The sequence below is a fragment of the Trinickia sp. genome, from assembly GCF_051953405.1.
In the GTDB taxonomy this organism is placed as follows: domain Bacteria; phylum Pseudomonadota; class Gammaproteobacteria; order Burkholderiales; family Burkholderiaceae; genus Trinickia.
Genome location: NZ_JBQCIV010000041.1, coordinates 1 through 19,110, shown reverse-complemented (window position 1 = coordinate 19,110; position 19,110 = coordinate 1). Strand labels below are relative to the sequence as shown.

The 19,110-nt window shown below is 64.1% G+C and carries 21 protein-coding genes; 14 read left to right on the top strand and 7 right to left on the bottom strand.

All coding sequences use genetic code 11. The features are described from left to right. Positions 1-3 precede the first annotated feature (3 nt). Together hda and ACTHN9_RS06570 are read right to left on the bottom strand one after the other, a co-directional pair. Positions 4-747 (bottom strand): DnaA regulatory inactivator Hda, encoded by a 744-nt coding sequence (gene hda / locus ACTHN9_RS06575; protein WP_440535949.1) that lies wholly within the window; start codon positions 745-747, stop codon positions 4-6. A gap of 36 nt (positions 748-783) precedes the next feature. Continuing rightward, positions 784-1,860 (bottom strand): AI-2E family transporter, encoded by a 1,077-nt coding sequence (locus ACTHN9_RS06570; protein ID WP_440535948.1) that lies wholly within the window; start codon positions 1,858-1,860, stop codon positions 784-786. A 60-nt stretch (positions 1,861-1,920) separates the two neighbouring features. On the opposite strand from ACTHN9_RS06570, the gene purM reads away from it, so the two are divergent. The 3 genes from purM (at position 1,921) to ACTHN9_RS06555 (ending at position 3,756) form a co-directional block, all read left to right on the top strand. Then, complete coding sequence (purM, locus tag ACTHN9_RS06565; RefSeq protein WP_440535947.1) at positions 1,921-2,988, top strand: phosphoribosylformylglycinamidine cyclo-ligase; 1,068 nt, start codon at positions 1,921-1,923, stop codon at positions 2,986-2,988. Between the two features lie 291 nt (positions 2,989-3,279). Then, the gene (locus ACTHN9_RS06560; protein ID WP_440535946.1) at positions 3,280-3,441 is read left to right on the top strand and encodes a hypothetical protein; all 162 of its coding nucleotides are present in this window, start codon (positions 3,280-3,282) and stop codon (positions 3,439-3,441) included. Between the two features lie 60 nt (positions 3,442-3,501). Next, a complete protein-coding gene (locus ACTHN9_RS06555) occupies positions 3,502-3,756 on the top strand; it encodes an AAA family ATPase (protein ID WP_440535945.1) in 255 nt (84 codons plus the stop codon). A gap of 68 nt (positions 3,757-3,824) precedes the next feature. Here the strand turns inward: ACTHN9_RS06555 and miaA are convergent, their stop codons facing one another. Continuing rightward, positions 3,825-4,805: a tRNA (adenosine(37)-N6)-dimethylallyltransferase MiaA gene (gene miaA / locus ACTHN9_RS06550; RefSeq protein WP_440535944.1), complete on the bottom strand. Its 981-nt coding sequence runs from the start codon at positions 4,803-4,805 to the stop codon at positions 3,825-3,827. Positions 4,806-4,809: 4 nt separating this feature from the next. Further along, positions 4,810-6,852, bottom strand: a complete 2,043-nt coding sequence (gene mutL, locus ACTHN9_RS06545; protein WP_440535943.1) for a DNA mismatch repair endonuclease MutL — start codon at positions 6,850-6,852, stop codon at positions 4,810-4,812. Positions 6,853-7,033: 181 nt separating this feature from the next. Here mutL and ACTHN9_RS06540 point away from each other — a divergent pair, with 181 nt between their 5' ends. From ACTHN9_RS06540 to ACTHN9_RS06520, 5 genes are all read left to right on the top strand, one after another. Further along, entirely contained in the window at positions 7,034-7,720 is a 687-nt protein-coding gene (locus ACTHN9_RS06540; protein ID WP_440535942.1) for a DedA family protein, read from the top strand. Between the two features lie 48 nt (positions 7,721-7,768). Beyond that, positions 7,769-8,398 carry a ParB-like protein gene (locus tag ACTHN9_RS06535; protein ID WP_440535941.1) on the top strand — a complete coding sequence of 210 codons (630 nt, stop codon included), beginning with the start codon at positions 7,769-7,771 and terminating at the stop codon, positions 8,396-8,398. 22 nt (positions 8,399-8,420) lie between these two features. Further along, complete coding sequence (locus ACTHN9_RS06530) at positions 8,421-10,151, top strand: SulP family inorganic anion transporter (protein ID WP_440535940.1); 1,731 nt, start codon at positions 8,421-8,423, stop codon at positions 10,149-10,151. Positions 10,152-10,196: 45 nt separating this feature from the next. Continuing rightward, entirely contained in the window at positions 10,197-10,526 is a 330-nt protein-coding gene (locus ACTHN9_RS06525) for a DHCW motif cupin fold protein (protein WP_440535939.1), read from the top strand. Positions 10,527-10,708: 182 nt separating this feature from the next. Then, entirely contained in the window at positions 10,709-11,665 is a 957-nt protein-coding gene (locus ACTHN9_RS06520; protein WP_440535938.1) for a c-type cytochrome, read from the top strand. Positions 11,666-11,713: 48 nt separating this feature from the next. Here the strand turns inward: ACTHN9_RS06520 and icmH are convergent, their stop codons facing one another. The 3 genes from icmH to tssJ all read right to left on the bottom strand — a co-directional run bounded on the left by icmH (position 11,714) and on the right by tssJ (position 14,577). Next, on the bottom strand, positions 11,714-12,496 hold the full coding sequence (gene icmH / locus ACTHN9_RS06515) for a type IVB secretion system protein IcmH/DotU (protein WP_440535937.1): 783 nt from the start codon (positions 12,494-12,496) through the stop codon (positions 11,714-11,716). Further along, positions 12,493-13,839, bottom strand: coding sequence for a type VI secretion system baseplate subunit TssK (gene tssK / locus ACTHN9_RS06510; RefSeq protein WP_440535936.1), 1,347 nt, complete (start codon positions 13,837-13,839; stop codon positions 12,493-12,495). Before tssK ends, icmH begins: the two co-directional genes overlap by 4 nt. 78 nt (positions 13,840-13,917) lie before the next feature. Further along, entirely contained in the window at positions 13,918-14,577 is a 660-nt protein-coding gene (tssJ, locus tag ACTHN9_RS06505; RefSeq protein ID WP_440535935.1) for a type VI secretion system lipoprotein TssJ, read from the bottom strand. Between the two features lie 355 nt (positions 14,578-14,932). Here tssJ and ACTHN9_RS06500 point away from each other — a divergent pair, with 355 nt between their 5' ends. From ACTHN9_RS06500 to ACTHN9_RS06475, 6 genes are all read left to right on the top strand, one after another. Then, positions 14,933-15,622: a tetratricopeptide repeat protein gene (locus tag ACTHN9_RS06500; RefSeq protein WP_440535975.1), complete on the top strand. Its 690-nt coding sequence runs from the start codon at positions 14,933-14,935 to the stop codon at positions 15,620-15,622. 37 nt (positions 15,623-15,659) lie between these two features. Beyond that, positions 15,660-16,190 (top strand): type VI secretion system contractile sheath small subunit, encoded by a 531-nt coding sequence (tssB, locus tag ACTHN9_RS06495; protein ID WP_440535934.1) that lies wholly within the window; start codon positions 15,660-15,662, stop codon positions 16,188-16,190. 18 nt (positions 16,191-16,208) lie between these two features. Next, entirely contained in the window at positions 16,209-17,699 is a 1,491-nt protein-coding gene (gene tssC / locus ACTHN9_RS06490) for a type VI secretion system contractile sheath large subunit (RefSeq protein ID WP_440535933.1), read from the top strand. Positions 17,700-17,782: 83 nt separating this feature from the next. Then, positions 17,783-18,286: an Hcp family type VI secretion system effector gene (locus ACTHN9_RS06485; RefSeq protein WP_440535932.1), complete on the top strand. Its 504-nt coding sequence runs from the start codon at positions 17,783-17,785 to the stop codon at positions 18,284-18,286. A gap of 85 nt (positions 18,287-18,371) precedes the next feature. After that, positions 18,372-18,890: a type VI secretion system baseplate subunit TssE gene (gene tssE, locus ACTHN9_RS06480; protein ID WP_440535931.1), complete on the top strand. Its 519-nt coding sequence runs from the start codon at positions 18,372-18,374 to the stop codon at positions 18,888-18,890. 66 nt (positions 18,891-18,956) lie between these two features. After that, positions 18,957-19,110, top strand: a 154-nt coding sequence (locus ACTHN9_RS06475; RefSeq protein WP_440535974.1) for a type VI secretion system baseplate subunit TssF, incomplete at its 3' end; no start/stop codon positions are given.

The following is a 19,110-nucleotide window of genomic DNA, read 5'->3' as shown; positions in this document are numbered from 1 at the left end:
ATTTTACTTGAAGAGGCTCGCTTGAGCGGGAGAGCCTTCCGAGGCGGCGTCGTCGGCGGGCAAAGCGAGCATGGTGCGCAGCAGCGGTAGCGTGATCGCGCGCTTTTGCTCGAGCGAAAAACGATCGAGCGCATCGAGCAGTGCCATGAGGCTCGGCATGTCGCGCCGAAAGTGCGTGAGCAGGTAGGCGGGGACGTCGTCGGCCAGCGCGATGCCGCGTTCTTTCGCAGCGTGCTTGAGCACGGCGCTCTTGCGCTCGTCGGGCAGCGGCGCCAGGTGGAACACGAGGCCCCAGCCTAGGCGCGTGCGCAGATCCTCGCGCACGTCGAGCCCGAGCGGCGCCGCGTTACCCGTGGCGACGAGCGCGCTCGTCGGATGCGCGCGCACCTCGTTGAACAGGTTGAACAGCGCGATTTGCTGCGCGCCGGAGAGCTTATCGCAATCGTCCACGGCGTAGATCGCCACGTTCGGCTCGAACGCGAACGCGGTGAGGGCGCTTTGCGGCCCGAGGAACGACGCCCGCCCCGGCGCCGCGCTGTGCACGAGGGCCGAGAGCAGGTGGCTGCGGCCGCTGCCGGGCTCGCCCCAGACGTAGAACGTGCGGTCGGCGAGCGGGCAGGCCGCCAGCGCGGTGTCGAGTTCGGCGAGCCGCGCGACGAGTTCCGCGTTGGCGCCGGCGAAGAAATTATCGAACGTCGACGGCGGCGGCGTGCCGAGGTCGAGCGTCAATTGGCGGTGCACAGTCACGATGTGGGGGACGCAAACAATCGAACAATCGAACAATCAATTCTTGTAGAGCGTGCTCGCGAGGTAGCCGCGCCGCACTTCCCGTAGCGCGGTGGACAAAATCGCACTGACGGGCAGCGCGAGCAAGATCCCGAAGAAGCCGAACAACTGGCCGAACGCGAGCAAGGCGAAGATGACGGCGAGCGGGTGCAGCCCAATGCGTTCGCCGACGAGACGCGGTGTCAGGAACATGCTTTCGAGAATCTGCCCGATGCCGTAGACGATCGCCACGGCGACGAAGCCGTAGACGCTGCCGAACTGTAGCAAGGCGGCGAGCAGCGCGAGCGCCAGACCCGTTGCGAAGCCGACGTAGGGAATGAACACGGCTAGCCCCGTGAAGATGCCCACCGGCAACGCGATCTCGAAGCCCGCGATCGTGAGCGCAATGCCGTAGAAGGCGGCCAGCACCCCCATCACGAGCAATTGGCCGCGCAGATACTGCGACAGCGTACGGTCCATCTCGACGGCGAGTTCGAGGGTCTTGGGCAGCCAGCGCCGCGGCACGATCGACGCCAGGCGTGCGAGCATCGTGTTCCAATCGTAGAGCAGGTAATACAGCACCAGCGGCACCATGACGACGTCGCCGATCACGGTGATCATGACGTTGCCGCTCGTGCGCAGCGATTTCCATGCGGCGAGCGCGACCGTTTGCGCGCTGCCCTCGAGCTGGGTGCTCAGCATGTCGCGCAGGCTCGAGAAATCGAAGACGTCGCCGTAGCCGAGCAAGGCGAGCTTGGGCTGCAGCCAATCGTGCAAATGCGCGATCAGGCCGGGAATTTGTGCCTTGAGTTCGGGGCCTTCCTTTTGGACGACCGCGAACACGAGCAGCGCGAGCAGCGAAACGAGCAGCGCGAAGACGAGCATCATGACCAGCGCCGCGATGCCGCGCGGGATCTTATGGCGCACGAGCCACGCGACCCCCGGCTGGAGGATGTAGGCCAGGATCGCGCCGAGCAGGAACGGCGTCAGCACGGGGCTCAGCAGCCACAGCAAGATTCCGAGGCCGAGCGCGACGGCGCTCCAGAACAGTGCCTGGCGTTGGTAGGGCGTAAGAATCGGTGAATTCTGCGACAAAGGCGTATCCCGGTCGGCATCGGTTAAAATCGCATTTTACCGACCTTCTCGCCCTACCCCATGAATCAACCGAAATCCGCGCCGGACGCCAAGGCTGGCGCCCAGGGTCTGTCGTATCGCGACGCCGGTGTCGACATCGACGCCGGCGATGCACTCGTCGACGCCATCAAGCCCTTTGCGAAGAAGACGCTGCGCGAAGGCGTCCTCGCCGGCATCGGCGGGTTCGGCGCGCTGTTCGAAGTGCCGAAGAAGTATAACGAGCCCGTGCTCGTGTCCGGCACCGACGGCGTCGGCACGAAGCTGAAGCTGGCCTTTCATCTGAACAAACACGATACGGTCGGCCAGGATCTCGTCGCGATGAGCGTGAACGATATCCTCGTGCAAGGTGCCGAGCCGTTGTTCTTTCTCGATTACTTCGCCTGCGGCAAGCTCGATGTGGGCACGGCCGCGACGGTCGTGCAAGGTATCGCGCAGGGCTGCGAGTTGGCCGGCTGCGCGCTGATCGGCGGCGAGACGGCCGAGATGCCGGGCATGTACCCGGACGGCGAATACGACCTCGCGGGTTTTGCGGTCGGCGCCGTCGAAAAGAGCAAGATCATCGACGGCAGCACGATCGTGCCCGGCGATATCGTGCTGGGCTTGGCTTCGAGCGGCATCCATTCGAACGGCTTCTCGCTCGTGCGCAAGATCATCGAGCGGGCGAACCCCGATTTGTCGGCCGATTTCCACGGCCGTTCGCTGGCCGACACGCTGATGGCGCCCACGCGCATCTACGTGAAGCCGCTGCTCGCGCTGATGCAGAAGATCGCCGTGAAGGGCATGGCGCATATCACCGGCGGCGGGCTTGTCGAGAACATTCCGCGCGTGCTGCGCGAAGGGCTCACGGCCGAACTGCAGGCCGGCGCTTGGCCGATGCCGCCGCTGTTCACGTGGCTGCAGCAGCACGGCGGCGTTGCCGACGCGGAAATGCACCGCGTCTTCAACTGCGGGATCGGGATGGCGGTCATCGTCGCGGCGGACGACGCCGACGATGCGCTGCGCGAATTGACGGCGGCCGGCGAGCAGGTGTGGAAGATCGGCACCGTGCGTGCGAGCCGGGACGGCGAGGCGCAGACGGTGGTGGTTTGAATGCGAGCTAGGTGCTCATAAGAACGACGGATGCGCCATTGCGCGGCTGCTGCCGACCTAAAAAAACCGCTTGGTCTTTTTTCGCCAAGCGGTTTTTTTCATCGTGCATTTGCGCAAATGCAGGCGTCGATGGTCATCTGCTTCGGTCCTTTGCTTCTTTGTGAGACGTTTCTACAATGGGTACGCATTTGGACCGAGCATATGAATCATAAGCAACCAACGCGGCGCAAGTGCCCCCCATTGCGGATTGCGGCATTGTTTTGGGCGCGAATTCGCGGTTCCGGGAGCCGTTTGGCGAACGCTCGTGCAGGCAGCGGGGCGCAGCCGCATACGCCGGCTCGGCGCAAGCATTTGCTCGATCACCTCATCGGGCTGTGCGATACGAGCGTTCCGCTGTCTGTCGATATCGCTGTCGAGGACGCCGGAAGCCGGGTGGGACGCGAGGTGTGGTAGGGCAGTCGACGGCTGCTGGAACGGATGGCGAACGCTGCATAGCCGGAACGTGAGCTAAACATGATAAACAGCATCACACTGACCAACTTTCTTAGCTATGGGCCCGCGGCGCGCCCGGTCGAGCTTCGCGCGTTGAACGTCATTATTGGCCCTAACGGTTCCGGTAAGTCCAATCTGATTGAGGCGTTCGAACTGTTGCGAGCCACGCCAAGGGATCTTCTCACCCCCGCGAAAGTCGCACCGGAGCCGGTGATGCTTGCGTCCCCATGGGCGAAGCGTTTCGTCGACGAACTGAGGAAGAAGATGGACGTGTGAACGCTTCGCGACAGGCAATAGGCCCATTTCGTCGCGTTCGTGAGACGAGCCCCGCGCAGGGGCGCGCATTATGTTCGCGAGCGCCTCGCATTTTCGTCGACCACGGCTTCAACCGCTCGCAGGGCATCGTCCGTCGCACTCGGTGCGCAGCAATCGATAATTGTGCGATCGGGCATCGATCGCAGCCAAGTCAGTTGGCGCTTGCAGAGCTGGCGCGTGGCGAAAATGCCTTTGTCGCGCATCGTCGCGTAGTCGATTTCGCCGTCTAGGTATTCCCACGCTTGCCGATAGCCGACGCAGCGCATCGATGGCAGGCTTGGGTCGAGATCCCCACGCGCGCGCAGCTTCTTCACCTCGTCGATAAAGCCCGCCTCCAGCATGGTGTCGAACCGCTGTGCGATGCGCGCGTGCAGCACTGCGCGATCGCTCGGTTCGAGCGCGATCGGCACGAAGCGGTACGGCGTATCGTCGTTTCGTTCCGACGCCGCCAGCACGGCGGACATCGGGTGCCCCGTCAACATGAACACTTCCAGCGCGCGTTGAATACGCTGCGCATCGTTCGGCGCCAACCGCGCCGCGGTGACCGGGTCGACACCCGCAAGCCGGGTATGCAGCGCGGGCCAACCCTCGCGTGCCGCCTCGGCTTCCAACGATGCCCGCACGTCGGGATCGGCGCTCGGCAAGTCGTTCAGGCCCCGCGTCAGCGCCTGGTAGTAGAGCATCGTCCCGCCGACAAGCAACGGCACCCCGCCACGAGCCAGAATGTCGCCGATCGCTTTCAACGCATCGGCCCGGAAATCCGCGGCCGAGTAGGCCTGCGTCGGCTCCCGGATGTCGATCAGATGATGCGGCACGCGTGCGCGCTCGTCAGGCGTCGGCTTTGCCGTTCCGATATCCATCTCGCGATAGACGAGCGCCGAATCGACGCTGACGATTTCGGTCGCGTGCATGGCCGCGTGCTTGGCCGCGAAGGCGAGGGCGGCCGCCGTCTTGCCCGACGCCGTCGGGCCCAGCAGGCAAGCCACTACAATGCGATGAGGCTCGTTCACGCGCTTATTGTCCGCGCAAGAAAAGACGGTCGAGGTCGGCGAGCGTCAGTTGGTACCACGTTGGCCGGCCGTGGTTGCATTGGTCGGCGCGCTCGGTGGCTTCCATCTGGCGCAGCAACGCATTCATTTCATCGAGCGTCAGGCGGCGATTGGCCCGCACCGCATGGTGGCAGGCCAGCGTGCCGAGCATTTCGTGCTGGCGCTCGGTGAGGACGCGCGAGCCGCCATAGGCGTGCAAATCGGCCAGCACGGCGCGCGCGAGCGCGGGGAGATCGGCATCCTTGAGCAGCGCCGGCACGGCGCGGATCGCGAGCGTCGTCGGCGAAAGCGGGGCGAGGTCGAAGCCGAGCGCGTCGAGCGCGTCGCGTTCCTCCTCGGCCGTGCCGATTTCAACGGGGTCGGCCGTCATCGAGACCGGAATCAATAGCGGCTGCACCGCGACTGTCCGCTCGGCGAGCGCACGCTTGAACTGCTCGTACAAGATGCGCTCGTGCGCGGCGTGCATATCGACGATGACCATGCCGCGCGCGTTCTGCGCCAGCACGTACACGCCATGGATCTGACCGATCGCGAAGCCCAGAGGATGATCGAGATCGGCCGGCATCGGCCCATGCGCCATGCCGAACGCGGAGCCCGATCCGTCGGTTGCGCTATCGCGCACTTCCAACGAGGCGGCCGTTGGCGTAGCCAGCCACGGGGCGTCCCCGCCAGGGGTTCCGCCGTTATCGGCGCGGACGGCGTCTTTGCGCCCGAACAGCGCATCATAAAGCGCAAGCGGTTGCGCCACGGGCAGCGTGCCTTGCGTCATGCGCGAATCGCGCATCCACGTCGAACCGCTGCGGCCGGCCGCCGAGATCGATGCCCCGCCGCCCGTTGCGCCCGCGGCACCGATGCCGATTCCCGGTGTCGTGCCGTCGCCTAGCCCCGTTGCCGATCCCGGTCCTAATCCTACTTGCGGCGCGATCTGCGCGGCATGGCCGAGCGCCGTGGTATCGGGCGATGCGCCGGCATGCCGTGCGAGCGCGCGCTGCAGCGCGTGGAACACGAACTGGTGGACAGCGCGCGAGTCGCGGAAGCGTACCTCGATCTTGGACGGATGCACGTTCACGTCGACCGCCTCGGGCGGCAGATCGAGAAAGAGCACGTACGACGGATAGCGATCGCCGTGCAGCACGTCTTCATAGGCGGCGCGCACTGCGTGGGTGAGCAGCTTGTCGCGCACGAAGCGACCGTTGACGAAGAAGTATTGCTGATCGGCGCGGCCCCGGCTGGCGGTAGGCAAGCCCGCGCAGCCGTAGAGCGCGATTTCGCCGGCCACTTCCTCGAGCGGCAAATGCGCGCTCGCAAAGGCCTCGCCGAGAATCTTCGAAACGCGTGCGGGCGGCTCGCTCGCGTTCCAATGCTCGAGCGCGCGGCCGTTGTGCATGACGGAAATCGCTACGTCGGGCCGCGCGAGTGCGGCGCGCCGGATCATCTCGACGCAATGGCCGAGTTCCGTTTGTTCGCTTTTGAGGAACTTTCGGCGCGCCGGCGTGTTGAAGTAAAGCTCGCGCACTTCGATCGTCGTACCGACACCGCCGGCAGCGGGTGTCATCGCGCCCGTTTGCGCGTCGATGCGCGTCGCGTGCGCGCAACTGGCCGTACGGCTCGTAATGAACATTTCGGCCACGGACGCAATCGAAGCGAGTGCTTCGCCGCGGAACCCGAGCGTCGCAACCGCTTCGAGTTCCGCAAGCGAGCGGATTTTGCTCGTGGCGTGCCGCAGCAGGGCGAGCGGCAATTCCGCGGGGGGAATGCCGCAGCCGTCGTCGGCGATCGAAATGCGTTTGACGCCGCCCGCGTCGAGTAGGATGCGCAGGGTCTTGGCCCCGGCGTCGAGCGCGTTTTCGAGCAGTTCCTTGACGACGGAGGCCGGACGTTCGACCACCTCGCCGGCGGCGATTTGGCTGATCAGCTGATCGGGCAGCGGGGCGATCGTGCGGCGCGACGGTGCCGCCGCCGGCACGGCGCGCTCGGCGTCGGCCGGCGATTCTGGGAATTCGGACATGCCGCGATTATAGCGATTTGCCGTCGGCCCATTTCCCGGGCCGGCGGGCCCGACCGGGCCGTTTCGAGATCGGTCGGGCGGTTTCGGTATCATGGCGCGATGAGATCGGCCCTATGTGCGCTTGCCACGGCGCCAAGCCGCCTCACGCTTCGCTCGTTTCGACTTTTAGGAAGGAAAGCCTTTGGACACGCTGCTTCATTTCGTCGCCTTGATTCTGCATATCGACAAATTTCTCGGCGATTTCGTCCATCAATATGGGGCGTGGGTCTATGCCGTGCTGTTTCTGATCGTCTTTTGCGAGACGGGGCTGGTCGTGCTGCCCTTCTTGCCCGGCGATTCGCTGCTGTTCATCGGCGGAGCGTTCTGCGCGGCGGGGGAAATGAATCTCGCCTCGCTGATCGTGCTGCTGCTCGTCGCGTCGGTCGGCGGCAACAGCTTGAACTATCTCATCGGCCGCGCGATCGGGCCCAAAGTGTTCAACACGCACATTCCGCTGCTCGAGCGGTTCCTCGATCGTGCCGCGCTGCAAAAGACGCACAATTTCTACGAGCGGCACGGCGGCAAGACGATCGTGCTGGCGCGCTTCATTCCCGTCGTGCGCACGTTCGCGCCGTTCGTGGCGGGCGTGTCCGACATGCGCATGGGCCGTTTCCAGTTCTTCAACGTGACCGGCGCCGTACTGTGGGTCTTGTTGCTTGTGCTGGCCGGCTACTTCTTCGGCAATATTCCGTTCATTCGTCAGTACCTGAACTTGATCGTGCTCGTGGGTGTCGGTGCGGCGATCGTGCCTGTCGCGCTGGCCGCGCTTTACAAGCTCATGCGAAGGAAGTCGTCGGCCCCTATCGCGCCGAACAACGGCGGCCGGTGAGAGAGGGATGCAAGACACACCTATCGCAAGAAGAAAGGGGAAATCGCCATGCACGGTCCGACCGCCGATGTTCGGCTAATACCGGTCAAGCTCGACGCGCTGCGGCCCACGCAAGTCACCGTGGGTTACCACGAGGTCGGCGCGAAGCGCGAGCATTGGAAGTCGCTCGACAAGAAGGCACGTGCGCAGGCAATCTCGACACACTGGTTTCCCGCGGTGCTCGGCCCTGAGCAGCAATACTTCATCGTCGATCACCATCACCTCGGGCTCGCCCTGATCGAAGAGGGCGTGAGCCAGGCTCAAGCGATGGTGCTGCGCGATCTTTCGTGGCTCGATCCCGTCATTTTTTGGCGCATGATGGAGCACTTCCAGTGGGTGCATCCGTTCGGGGCCGACGGATCCCGGTGCGACTACGACGCCCTGCCCAAATCGTTGAGCGGGCTCGTCGACGATCCCTATCGGAGCCTGGCAGGCGCGCTGCGCCACGTCGGCGGCTATGCGAAAGACATGGCGCCGTTCAGCGAATTTCTCTGGGCCGACTATTTGCGGCCGAGGATCCCCGAAAAGCGCGTGCGCAAGAATTTCGACAAGGCGCTCCAAGCCGCGCTCGCGTGCGCACACGATCAAGCCGCGCGCTACTTGCCGGGCTGGTCCGGCACCATATCGCCCGCCCGTTGACGCCGGCTCGGCGCTCGATGCTATGACGATCGATACGGGACACGCGGCCGCCGCGCATCTGCAAGATCCGTCTCAGTACGCGCAACCCGGCGTACCGAAGCCGCCGGCGCAGCGTGCCGTCAAGGACACGCTCGCCGGGATGTCGATCGCCGGTTTGCTGCTGCCCGAAGCCGTGGCCTACGCGAGCATCGCCAATATGCCGCCGCAAGCGGGTCTCGTCGCGCTGCTCGCGGGGCTGACCGTCTATGCGCTACTGGGGCGCAGCCGCTTTGCGATCGTCTCGTCCACGTCGTCCTCGGCGGCCGTGCTCGCCGCGACCGTCAGCGCGCAAGCGGGCGGCGGTGCGGCGGCGCACCTCGCCTACGCCGCCGCGCTCGTCGCCGCAACCGGCATCTTGTTCGTGCTCGCGGGCTGCGCGCGGCTGGGCGGCATGTCCGATTTCGTCGCTAAGCCCGTGCTGCGCGGCTTCGCGTTCGGGCTTGCGCTGACGATCGCCGTCAAGCAGCTGCCGAGCATTCTCGGCGTCTCGTCGCATTTCGGCGATGTACCGCGCATGGCGTTCGATCTCGCGCGCCAGTTCCTCGCCTGGAACCGGCACAGCGTTGCGGTCGGCGGCATCGCGCTTGCGATCTTGTTCGCGCTCGGCCGCAGCGCGCGCATTCCGGCGACGCTCGTCGTCATCGTGCTCGGCATCGGCGCCGGGTATTTCATCGATTGGCACAGCTGGGGCATTGCCGTCGTCGGTACGATCGACATACAGGACCTGCGCCTCGGGCTGCCCACGTTCGCGCGGACGCAATGGCTTCAGACGCTGGAACTCGGCTTCGCGCTGATGCTGATTCTCTATGCGGAATCGTATGGCTCCATTCGGAGCTTTGCGCTCAAACATGGCGACGCGCTCTCGGCCAACCGCGATCTCGTTGCGCTCGGCGGCGCGAATGTCGTTTCGGCGCTGCTGCAGGGGATGCCTGTCGGCGCGGGGTACTCGGCCACGTCGGCTAACGAAGCGGCCGGTGCGCAGACGCGTTGGGCGGGGCTCGTCGCCGCTGTCGTCGTCGGCTTGATCGTCGTGTTCCTGCGGCCGCAGCTTGCCCGCATTCCCGAGCCGGTGCTCGCGGCCATCGTCATCTACGCGGTCAGTCATTCGCTGCACCCCGATGTGTTTCGCCCCTACTTGAAGTGGCGCCGGGATCGGCTTTTGACGGCTGCGGCGCTCGTGGGCGTGCTTTTGCTCGGCGTGCTGCATGGCCTGCTTGTGGCGATCGGCGTGAGCCTGCTGCTGACGCTGCGCAACTTCTCCGTCCCGATGGTGAGCGTACTCGGCCGCTTGAGAGACAGTCATGATTTTGTCGATATATCGATGCATGCCGATGCGCGGCCGGTCGATGGCGCCATGATCATGCGGCCCGAGGAGCCGCTGTTTTTCGCGAACGCCGATCGCGTTCTGAGCGAGGCGCGCAAGCTCATTGCCGGACAAGCGAGCGCGCCCGAGACCGTCATGCTGAGCTTAGAGGAGACGCCCGACGTCGACAGCACGGCGATCGAGGCGCTGCGTATCTTCGCCGCCGAATTGCGCGCGCACGGGCAGCGGCTCATGCTCGTGCGCCTGAAGCCGCGCGTGCTCGATGTGCTGGGTCGCGCCGCCGACGAAACGCTGCCGCGCGATGCGTTGCACGAACTGAGCGTGGACGAATGCGTACAATCGGTGCTTGCGCAAGGGCCGCATGCGCAAGCGTCGGCGAGGCGAAGCTGACACCTTCGCCTCGCCTATTTCTCTTCCAATAAAAGAACGATTCCGATGAAGATGAGCGACATCCCCTTCGGCGTGACCGATTGGTCCGACGTCGAGCCCGAAATGCACCCCGGCGATTGCGGCTTGGCGCTTTGGCGCACGCGCAAGTTCGGCGACATCCGCGTCCGTCAAGTCGAGTACTCGGCCGGCTACCTCGCCGATCATTGGTGCGTGAAAGGGCACGTGCTGTATGTGCTCGAAGGCGAGTTGCATACCGAACTCGAAGACGGCCGCCGATACGTGCTGAAGGCGGGGCAAAGCTATCAGGTGGCCGATGGCGCGGAGGCCCACCGTTCGAGCACGCCCGTGGGCGCGAAGTTGTTTATCGTCGATTGACGCGCGCCACGCCGCGCCACGCCGCGCCACGCAGAGCGGCGCTCGCGAACGACGCAAGCGCTGCCCGGCGTCGATCGAGCAAGAGGGAACCGTCGAGCGCCACTCTCCACAACGGGCCTTCAGGCCGGGGTCCCGGCTCACTGCCCTGAAGGGCAGGGTTTCAAACCGGAGTCCGTTTTACGATGAAGCATCGGTCGACCGAAGTTCGGACGCATTGCCTTTCGTTAGCGCGGTTTCGCCGCGCGTTAGCCACGCACGGCACGGTACGGTCGCGTGTGTCGGTCTGCGTGCTGGGAATGGCGTTCGCCGTCTCGGCGCAGGTCGTACGAGCCGCACAGGGGACGCCGCCAAGCACGCGCGGGGCGCAAGCCGTGGAGGGCGGCGGCATCGTCGCGGCCGATACGCTCGACGCGCGGCTGGCTGCGCTGCCGGCCGGACCCGACAAGGAGGCCATCATGCTCGGGTACCGGCTGGCGATCGACACGCCCGCTTACGCGCCGGGCCATGTACCGGGCGGCGCGATGTCGTGCGCCAGTTGCCACATCGGCGCCGGCACGACGCCGAATGCGTCGCCGTGGTACGGCATGACCGGTGTGACGCCGACTTACCAGGCGCGCAGCGCGAAGGTCGAATCGCTCGCTCAGCGCATCAATAACTGTTTCTTGCGATCGGAGAACGGCGTGCCGCTCGCACTCGACTCCGCCGAGATGAACGCGCTGCTCGCCTACATGACGTTCGTATCGAAAGGGGTGCCAAGCGGCGAATTCGGGCCGGGGCGTGGCATGGGTGCGATGCCGGACATGGCGAAGATGACGCCCGACCCGGTTCGCGGCAAGGCGCTCTTCGCCGAACGCTGCGCGTCGTGTCACGGCGCCGACGGGCAAGGCACGCAAAGCGGCGGCCGTTACGTGTTTCCGCCGCTGTGGGGCGAGGCATCGTTCAACATCGGTGCGAGCATGGCGCGTATCGGCCCCGCGGCGGCATTCATCAAGCACAACATGCCGCTCGGCAATGCGTCGCTCAGCGATCAAGAGGCGCTCGACGTTGCCGCCTATGTGACGCACCAGCCGCGCCCCGACTTTCCGGGCAAAGCCGGCGATTGGCCTAAAGGCGGCAAGCCGGCGGACGCGCGATACTGATCCGCACGACGGCGGCCGCGCGAGCGATCGCGCGTGCGCCGCGCGTGGCTAGGGCAGCGAAATGGTGAGATTGGCCGATTCGGCCTCGGGCCGAACGAGCTGCGAGTAAGGCGCGAGCGTGCGCATCGTTGCGTTGCGCAAGTAGGTATTCAAGCCGAAGTAGGCCCCGAGCCCGACGAGCGCGAAGACTGCGCCGATCGTCCAGAGCGGCAACTCGTGCTTGAGCCGGTGCGCGATTTGATCGGGCAGCGGCCAATGCGGCGCGAACGCGGCGCGCTTGCCCTTCATCTGCGCGATTTCATCGCCGAGCCGGCCTGTCAGATACGCCAGCTTCTCGGGCCCCTCGAGCAGATACTTCCCTTGAAAGCCGACCAGTAGACACAGGTGGAAGACCTCGAGCGATGGCAGCCGCACAACCCCTTGCGCGCGGCACGATTCGAGCAATTCGAAGAACTTTTCTCCCGCCAGTTGCTCGCCGAAGAGGACGAGTTGCAACGGCCGGCGTTCCCATTCGGTCCGAATCTTGAACGACGAGGAGAGCACGGCTTCGTCGATGGCCGCGCAAAACGCGAACTTCGACATATAGACGTCCTCGGCGGGCGCATTGAGCTTTTTCGCCCCGCGTTCGAACTCGGCGAGAAACGCTTGCACGCGGGCGCCGAACTCGTCGGCATCGCCGGGCTCCCGGCCCTGCTTGAGCAAGAACACCATGAAAAACCCGTCGTAGAGCAAGTCGCGCAGCGAACGGGCTTGGAAGCTGCCTTCGGTCGAGGCCGAGGGCGTCGTGGACTGCGGCGCGTTGGCACCGAACAGCGAAGGCATTTGAGTCATGACGTGACCGCGATGAGTTCGAGTTTGAGATCGTTGATGCCGGTGGGCGCGTAGATCATCGCCGATTGGGCTTGCAGCATCCGGTCATACAGGCCGCTGCGCGATTCGAACGCGAAGTAGCAGGCACCCGGCCGTACGGGCACGGCCGGCGGCACCTGCGGCGTGTAGACGAGGCGTACTCCGGGCATGGCCGACAGCACGAGCTTGTCGACGTCGTCCGGTGCGCCGACCTTGAAGCGCGCGGGCACGGCCTCGACGAGTTCGACGGCGGGCATATCGGCCGAGACGGCGAGGAAGAAGGTTGTTTTCTCGTCGATCTTGCCCGAATCGAGCCGCCCCGCATGGAACGAGGGGCGCACTTCCTCGAGTGCGATCGCGAAGTAGCGCGTCGAAATCACCGTTTCGAGCAGATCGCGCACGATCGTGTCGAGCAGCGCGAAACCCGCGCCCGGATCGTCGTGCCGGTAAGTGGGCAAATCCGCCAGTGCGTAGCGCTTCGAGAATGTCATCAACTGACCGGCGAGCCGGAGCAGCTCTTGGAATAGGCGCTCCGGGTGCAGCGTCGGCTGCTGCAGCAAATGCACGAGCGAGGCGACGGCACCGTTGGCTGTATGCAAGAGCCAGAACGAGGCGATGTCGCCCGAGCGGAATTCGATGATGTTCTTCGTGGGTTCTCGGTGAAAGCCGTAAAGCGCGCTGACTTTCGCTTGAAGCGCATCGATGAGCTGGCGCAGGCGCTGATGGAGAATCGGCGACGCCTCGACAGCCAGGCACGGCGGGACGAACGACTCGTCGAACTCGAACCCCGACGTGGCCGTGCGCCGCAAACGCGCGAGCGGCACGGCCAGCAATTGCGCGCGCGGCTCGGTATGGCTGATCAGCTTCACGCGCGCCTTGAGGAACGTCAGGTTCGCGACGGCCGCATCGGTGAATTGATCGGCGACGCTCGCTTGCTTGGACGCGTAACGCGAGGAAAACGCATCCGATTCGTCGTCCGCGCAATTGCCGCCCGCCTCGCGCAGCGGATGCAGCGCGAGATAGAACATGAACTCGGACACGCCCTCGGGCAGCGTATCGAGCGCGATCGGCTGCGGCAGTTCGTCGGCCAGCGGGCCCGCGTAGAGCGTGCCGTCGGGAAAGACGAGCGAGAGTTCCGAGAGCCGCAGCAGATTGTTGGCGAGCGCGTCGGCGTCGAAGCGTACGCTGCGCACGCCCCAGTTGAACGGCTGCATCGCGCGTATCGATTCGAACAGGCGCGCCTCATGATAGGCGTCTTGTTGTTGGAAATGCTGGGGCCGCAGAAAGAGCCCCTCGCCCCAAAGCAATTTCGCCGAATAACTCATCTCTATTTCACTATCAGGTTTGGTATGGCGCACACGTGGCCATCGGACAGCGCGCGCGACGGATCAAGGTTCGATGCGCTAACCGCAAGTCACTGAGGACAGCAGATTGAGCCCTTTCATCGGCAATTGCGGATCGGGCGAGATGACGGAGCCGTTGACCACGGTCATCGCGCAGTTATGAAGGCCGATCATTATGCCGGATTTTTCTGATTTAGCCGGATCGAAGGCGAATTTCCAGCGCGCGAGCGCCGGATCGCGAAACAACGCGACGACGCCGAACGCTTGCGCCTCGCGCGTGACCTTCTCCGTCATTTGGTAATGCTGGCCGGGAATCAAGGTCACTTCTCGCACACTGAGCAAATCGGCGCCGAGCGCGCTCTTTTCCTTGGCCGGATCGGTGAAGGTATCGAACGGCGCTTGCTCGAACGAGGTCGGGTCCTTCAATGCATACAGACGCACCACGAGCGCGAGCGGATGGTTGTCCGTGGCCGCATTCAGATTGGCCGCGGCCGCGAGCGTGAGCGGGATGTCGCGCGGCGGCTTTTGCGAATCGGGCACGGGCGGCTTGCCGAGCCCGGCCGCTTGCAGCGCCGTGGACGCCGCGGCGCCGATCACCGAGATGCCGGCGGCGCAGCCGCCTAAAGACATGCACATGGCGAGCGGCCATGCGAGACGCAACCAAAACCGATAACCGTCCGCTTTACGACTCACGCCTGTTCCCCGTACAAGTTGAAGCATTGCCCTTCATTCCGTTGAAAACGATTTTTCGTTGTCGGTTCCGTTGCGGCTTCGCTCGGCGATGAAGACTACACCGATACGCCGCCCGACGGACAAGTTCGTCCAGAAGTTCTTAGCTGGCAGGAAATTTTTTCCGCTACCTAATTCATCGCGCATTCTCGTCGGAAATTATTTCAGCATCGCTATCCGACCGTATGGAAAAGTACGCGGTTTTGAATGTGAACGAATCTCAAACGACGCGCTAGAGTTGAATTATCCAAAATTGGCCGGTACTATACGCGCGCACTCGCCGCAAAGCAAAGTTGCGGTTTCCCTCCAGCGAAATTAATAAGCCGCCTGGCAGTAAGTAAGAATGATGAAACGACGACTTTTCCAATTGTCCGCGGTGGTGCTCGTATGCGCCGCGATGGTCGGCTGCGCGACGCAAAACGGTGGTGCGGCCAGCCCCGAGGCGTTCAACAAGGCGCTGTCCGATGCCGATGCCGTCGCGAAGGGCGGCGATCAAGCGCGCGCGCTGAGCCTGTACGATCAACTGACGAAGATGGATCCGACGCGCGAAGAGCCGTGGGCCCGCATCGCGCAGATCCAATTCCAGCAATCTCACTACGGCCAGGCCATCGTCGCGGCGCAAGAAGCGCTGTCGCGCGATCAGTCCGATCGCGACGCGAAGAGCGTGCTGGCCGTGAGCGGCCTGCGCGTGGCAACCGAATCGCTCGGTCAGTTGCGTCAAGATTCGGCGCTCGCGGGCGACGCCAAATCCGATGCCCAAGTGCTCGCGCACCAGCTGCGCGAAACGCTCGGCGAGAACACGTTGTTCCCGGAAGAAGTCGAGAAGAAGCCGGTTGCGAAAAAGCGCCGCTACGTCCGTCGCCCCGTTGCCGCCGCGCAAAAGCCGGCGGAAAAGGTGGCCGAGGGCGAGGCCGCACCGGCGGCACCGAGCGCGCCCGCTAAAAGCGCCGCGCCGGCGCCCGCGCCCGCGCCCGCCCAAAGCGCCCAGCCCGCGAAGAGCGGCGGCGCTTCCGATCCCTTCAGTGCGCTTCGCTGATCGGTCCATTTGACCTAGTCGTTTCGGGGAGCCATCGATGGCGAAGAAAGAAAGTATTCAAAAACGCTTGCAGAAAGTGCGGCCGCCGCGCGTTCAGTTGACCTATGAAGTCGAGCGCGGCGACGCGATCGAAGTCAAGGAGCTGCCGTTCGTCGTAGGCGTGGTCGCCGATCTCGGCGGTCAGTCGGAGATCGAGCAGCCGAAGCTGCGCGATCGCAAGTTCGTCAGCATCGATCGAGACAATTTCGACGATGTCATGAAGGGCGTCGAGCCGCGCGCCGCGTTCCAAGTCAAGAACCAACTGACGGAAGGCGGCGGCACGTTCGGCGTGGATCTGCGCTTCCGCTCGATGGAAGATTTCGGGCCCGACGCGGTGGTCGAGCAGATCGAACCGCTGAAGCGCTTGCTCGACGCGCGCTCGAAGCTGGCCGATCTGCGCAACAAGCTGGCCGGCAACGACAAGCTCGAAAGTCTGCTCAGCGAAGTGCTCGCGAATACGCAGCAGCTGCAAACGCTGGCCGGCGAGGCCGGCGTGCGCGGCGATGGTGAAGACAAGCAAGGCGAATAACTGGAGCGGGGTGTCAGGATGAATCAACAAACGGCCACGGCCCCCGTCGGCGCCGCTCAAGCGAGCGCGTCCACGTCGCTGCTCGACGAGATCGTCGAAAAAAGCAAGGTCGCCAAATCCGATTCCGAGCATGCGCGTGCGAAGGATCTGATCGGCGAACTCGTTCACCAGGTCATGGACGGCACGGTCGTCGTGTCGGACAACCTCGCGGCGACGATCGATGCGCGTATCGCCGAACTCGATCGTCTGCTGTCGGCGCAACTGAGCGAAGTGATGCATGCGCCGGAGTTTCAGCGCATGGAAAGCACCTGGACCGGGCTCAACTATCTGTGCAAAGAGAGCAACACCGGCGCGACGATCAAGATCCGGGTGCTCAATGCGAACAAGCGCGAAATCGTTCGCGACTTCAAGGCGGCCTCCGAGTTCGATCAGAGCGCGCTGTTCAAGAAGGTCTACGAAGAAGAGTTCGGCACGTTCGGCGGTGCGCCGTTCGGGACGCTGATCGGCGATTTCGAGTTGACGCGGCAGCCCGAGGACATGTACTTCATCGAACAGATGTCGCACGTGGCCGCGGCAGCGCACGCGCCGTTCATCACGTCGGCCTCGCCGGAAATTCTCGGCCTCGAATCGTTCTCCGATCTGGGCAAGCCGCGCGATCTCGGCAAGATTTTCGATACGGTCGAATACGCGAAGTGGAAGTCGTTCCGCGAATCGGAAGATTCGCGCTACGTCGGCCTGACGCTGCCGCGTTATCTGGGGCGCCTGCCGTTCCACCCGAAGGACGGGCTCATCGCCGAAAAATTCAACTTCGTCGAAAGCGTCGACGGCTCCGATCACAGCAAGTACCTCTGGTGCAACGCGGCGTGGGCCTTTGCGACGCGATTGACGGCGGCGTTCGACGATTTCGGCTGGTGCGCGGCGATCCGCGGCGTGGAAGGCGGCGGGCTCGTCGAAGATTTGCCGACCCACACGTTCAAGACCGACGACGGCGAAATCGCGCTCAAGTGCCCGACCGAAATCGCGATTACCGATCGGCGCGAGAAGGAACTGAGCGATCTCGGCTTCATCCCGCTCGTGCACTGCAAGAACTCCGACTACGCGGCGTTCTTCGCGGCGCAGTCGGTGCAGCGGCCGAAGAAGTACAACACCGACAGCGCGAATGCGAATGCGGTGTTGTCGGCTCAGCTGCAGTACATCTTCTCGGTTTCGCGCGTCGCGCACTATCTGAAGGCGATGATGCGCGACAAGATCGGCAGCTTCGCTTCGGCGCAGAACGTCGAGCAGTTTCTCAATCGTTGGGTGGCGCAGTACGTGTTGCTCGACGATAACGCCACGCAGGAACAAAAAGCGCAGTTTCCGCTGCGCGAAGCGTCGATCCAAGTGTCCGAGATTCCCGGCAAGCCGGGCTCGTACCGATCGGTCGCATTTTTGCGTCCGCATTTCCAGCTCGACGAGTTGTCCATCTCGTTGCGGCTGGTGGCCGACCTGCCGAAGGCGGCCGGCGCTTAACCCAAGAATCCATTCCGAGTGCGGCCCGGGCTTGTCTTCGGCCCGCGGCCGCGTATATACCGCTACCTGGGAGTTAAGAAGTCATGAAAGACGTATATCTGAAGTTTGGCAATCCCGCCATCAAGGGCGAATCCGCTGACAAAGATCACAAGGACTGGATCGAAATCAGCTCGTGGAACCACTCGATCGTTCAGCCGCGTTCGGCGACGGCTTCGACGGCCGGCGGTGCAACGGCCGAGCGTTGCGAACATGGCGACATGGTCTTCACGAAGGACATCGACGTCGTGAGCCCGCTGCTCTATCAACACGCTTCGGGCGGTACGACGTTCGACGAAGTGACGGTCGATTTCATGCGTTCGGACGGCGAAGGCAACCGCGTCAAGTACCTCGAAATCAAGATGAAGTACGTCATCATTTCGAGCGTGACGCCGCAAGTGGTCGGTGAGGGCCTCCCCACGGAGCAGTTCTCGCTCAAGTACGCTGCCGTGCAATGGAAGTACACGCAGCAGAAGGTGGGCGGTGGCCAAGGCGGTAACGCGCAAGGCGCGTGGAGCCTGACGAAGAACGACAAGACCTACGCGGTCTAAGTTCGTCGTAATCGATACGCCGCGCGCTTCCCTTGCGGAGCGCGCGGCGTATTGTCCTGTGTAATCCGTTCGAATACCTTGCCCGATGAAGCGCTTCGAACCGAGCCTGCTCGATAAGCTCTTCGACGACGATCCTCGTTCGCCCGCGCCCGCGGCGATGCGCCAGTGGTCGCTCGAGGAACTGAAAGGCCGCGTGGCGCGCGATGTCGAGGCGCTGCTCAATACGCGTATCGTGATGACCGAGGCGGAGCTGGCGAAGTTGCCCGAGTGTCAGCGCTCCGTGCTGACTTACGGGTTGAACGATTTCGCGGGATTGAGCTTGGCGAGCCATTACGACAGAACGTTCATCTGCGAATCCATCGAACAGGCGATCGCGCGGCACGAGCCGCGGCTGCGCGAGGTGCGCGTGGCGCTCGAGGTGAACGAGCAATCGACCAACGCGTTGAACTTTGTCATCCGCGCGAAGCTCGTCGTTCATCCGGCCGAAGAGCCGGTCAGCTTCGACGCCATGCTGCAAGCGTCCACATTGCAGTATTCGGTTACGCGGTCGCGCCGCGGCACGGACGCAGCGCGTTCCCGGGTGCGCGAAATGGGACTCGGCTAATCGAGAAGAGCGCACACACGCGTCCTAAAGCAAGGCATGGCCGGCTTAGGGCGCCGGGGATCAAAGATGGAAGCGTTGCTGCCTTACTACGAGCGCGAACTGGCGTTTTTGCGCCGGTACTCGCGCGATTTCGCCGACCGGTACCCGAAGATCGCGTCGCGACTTGCTCAAACCGGCGAGCAGGGGGACGACCCGCACGTCGAACGCATGATCGAAGCGT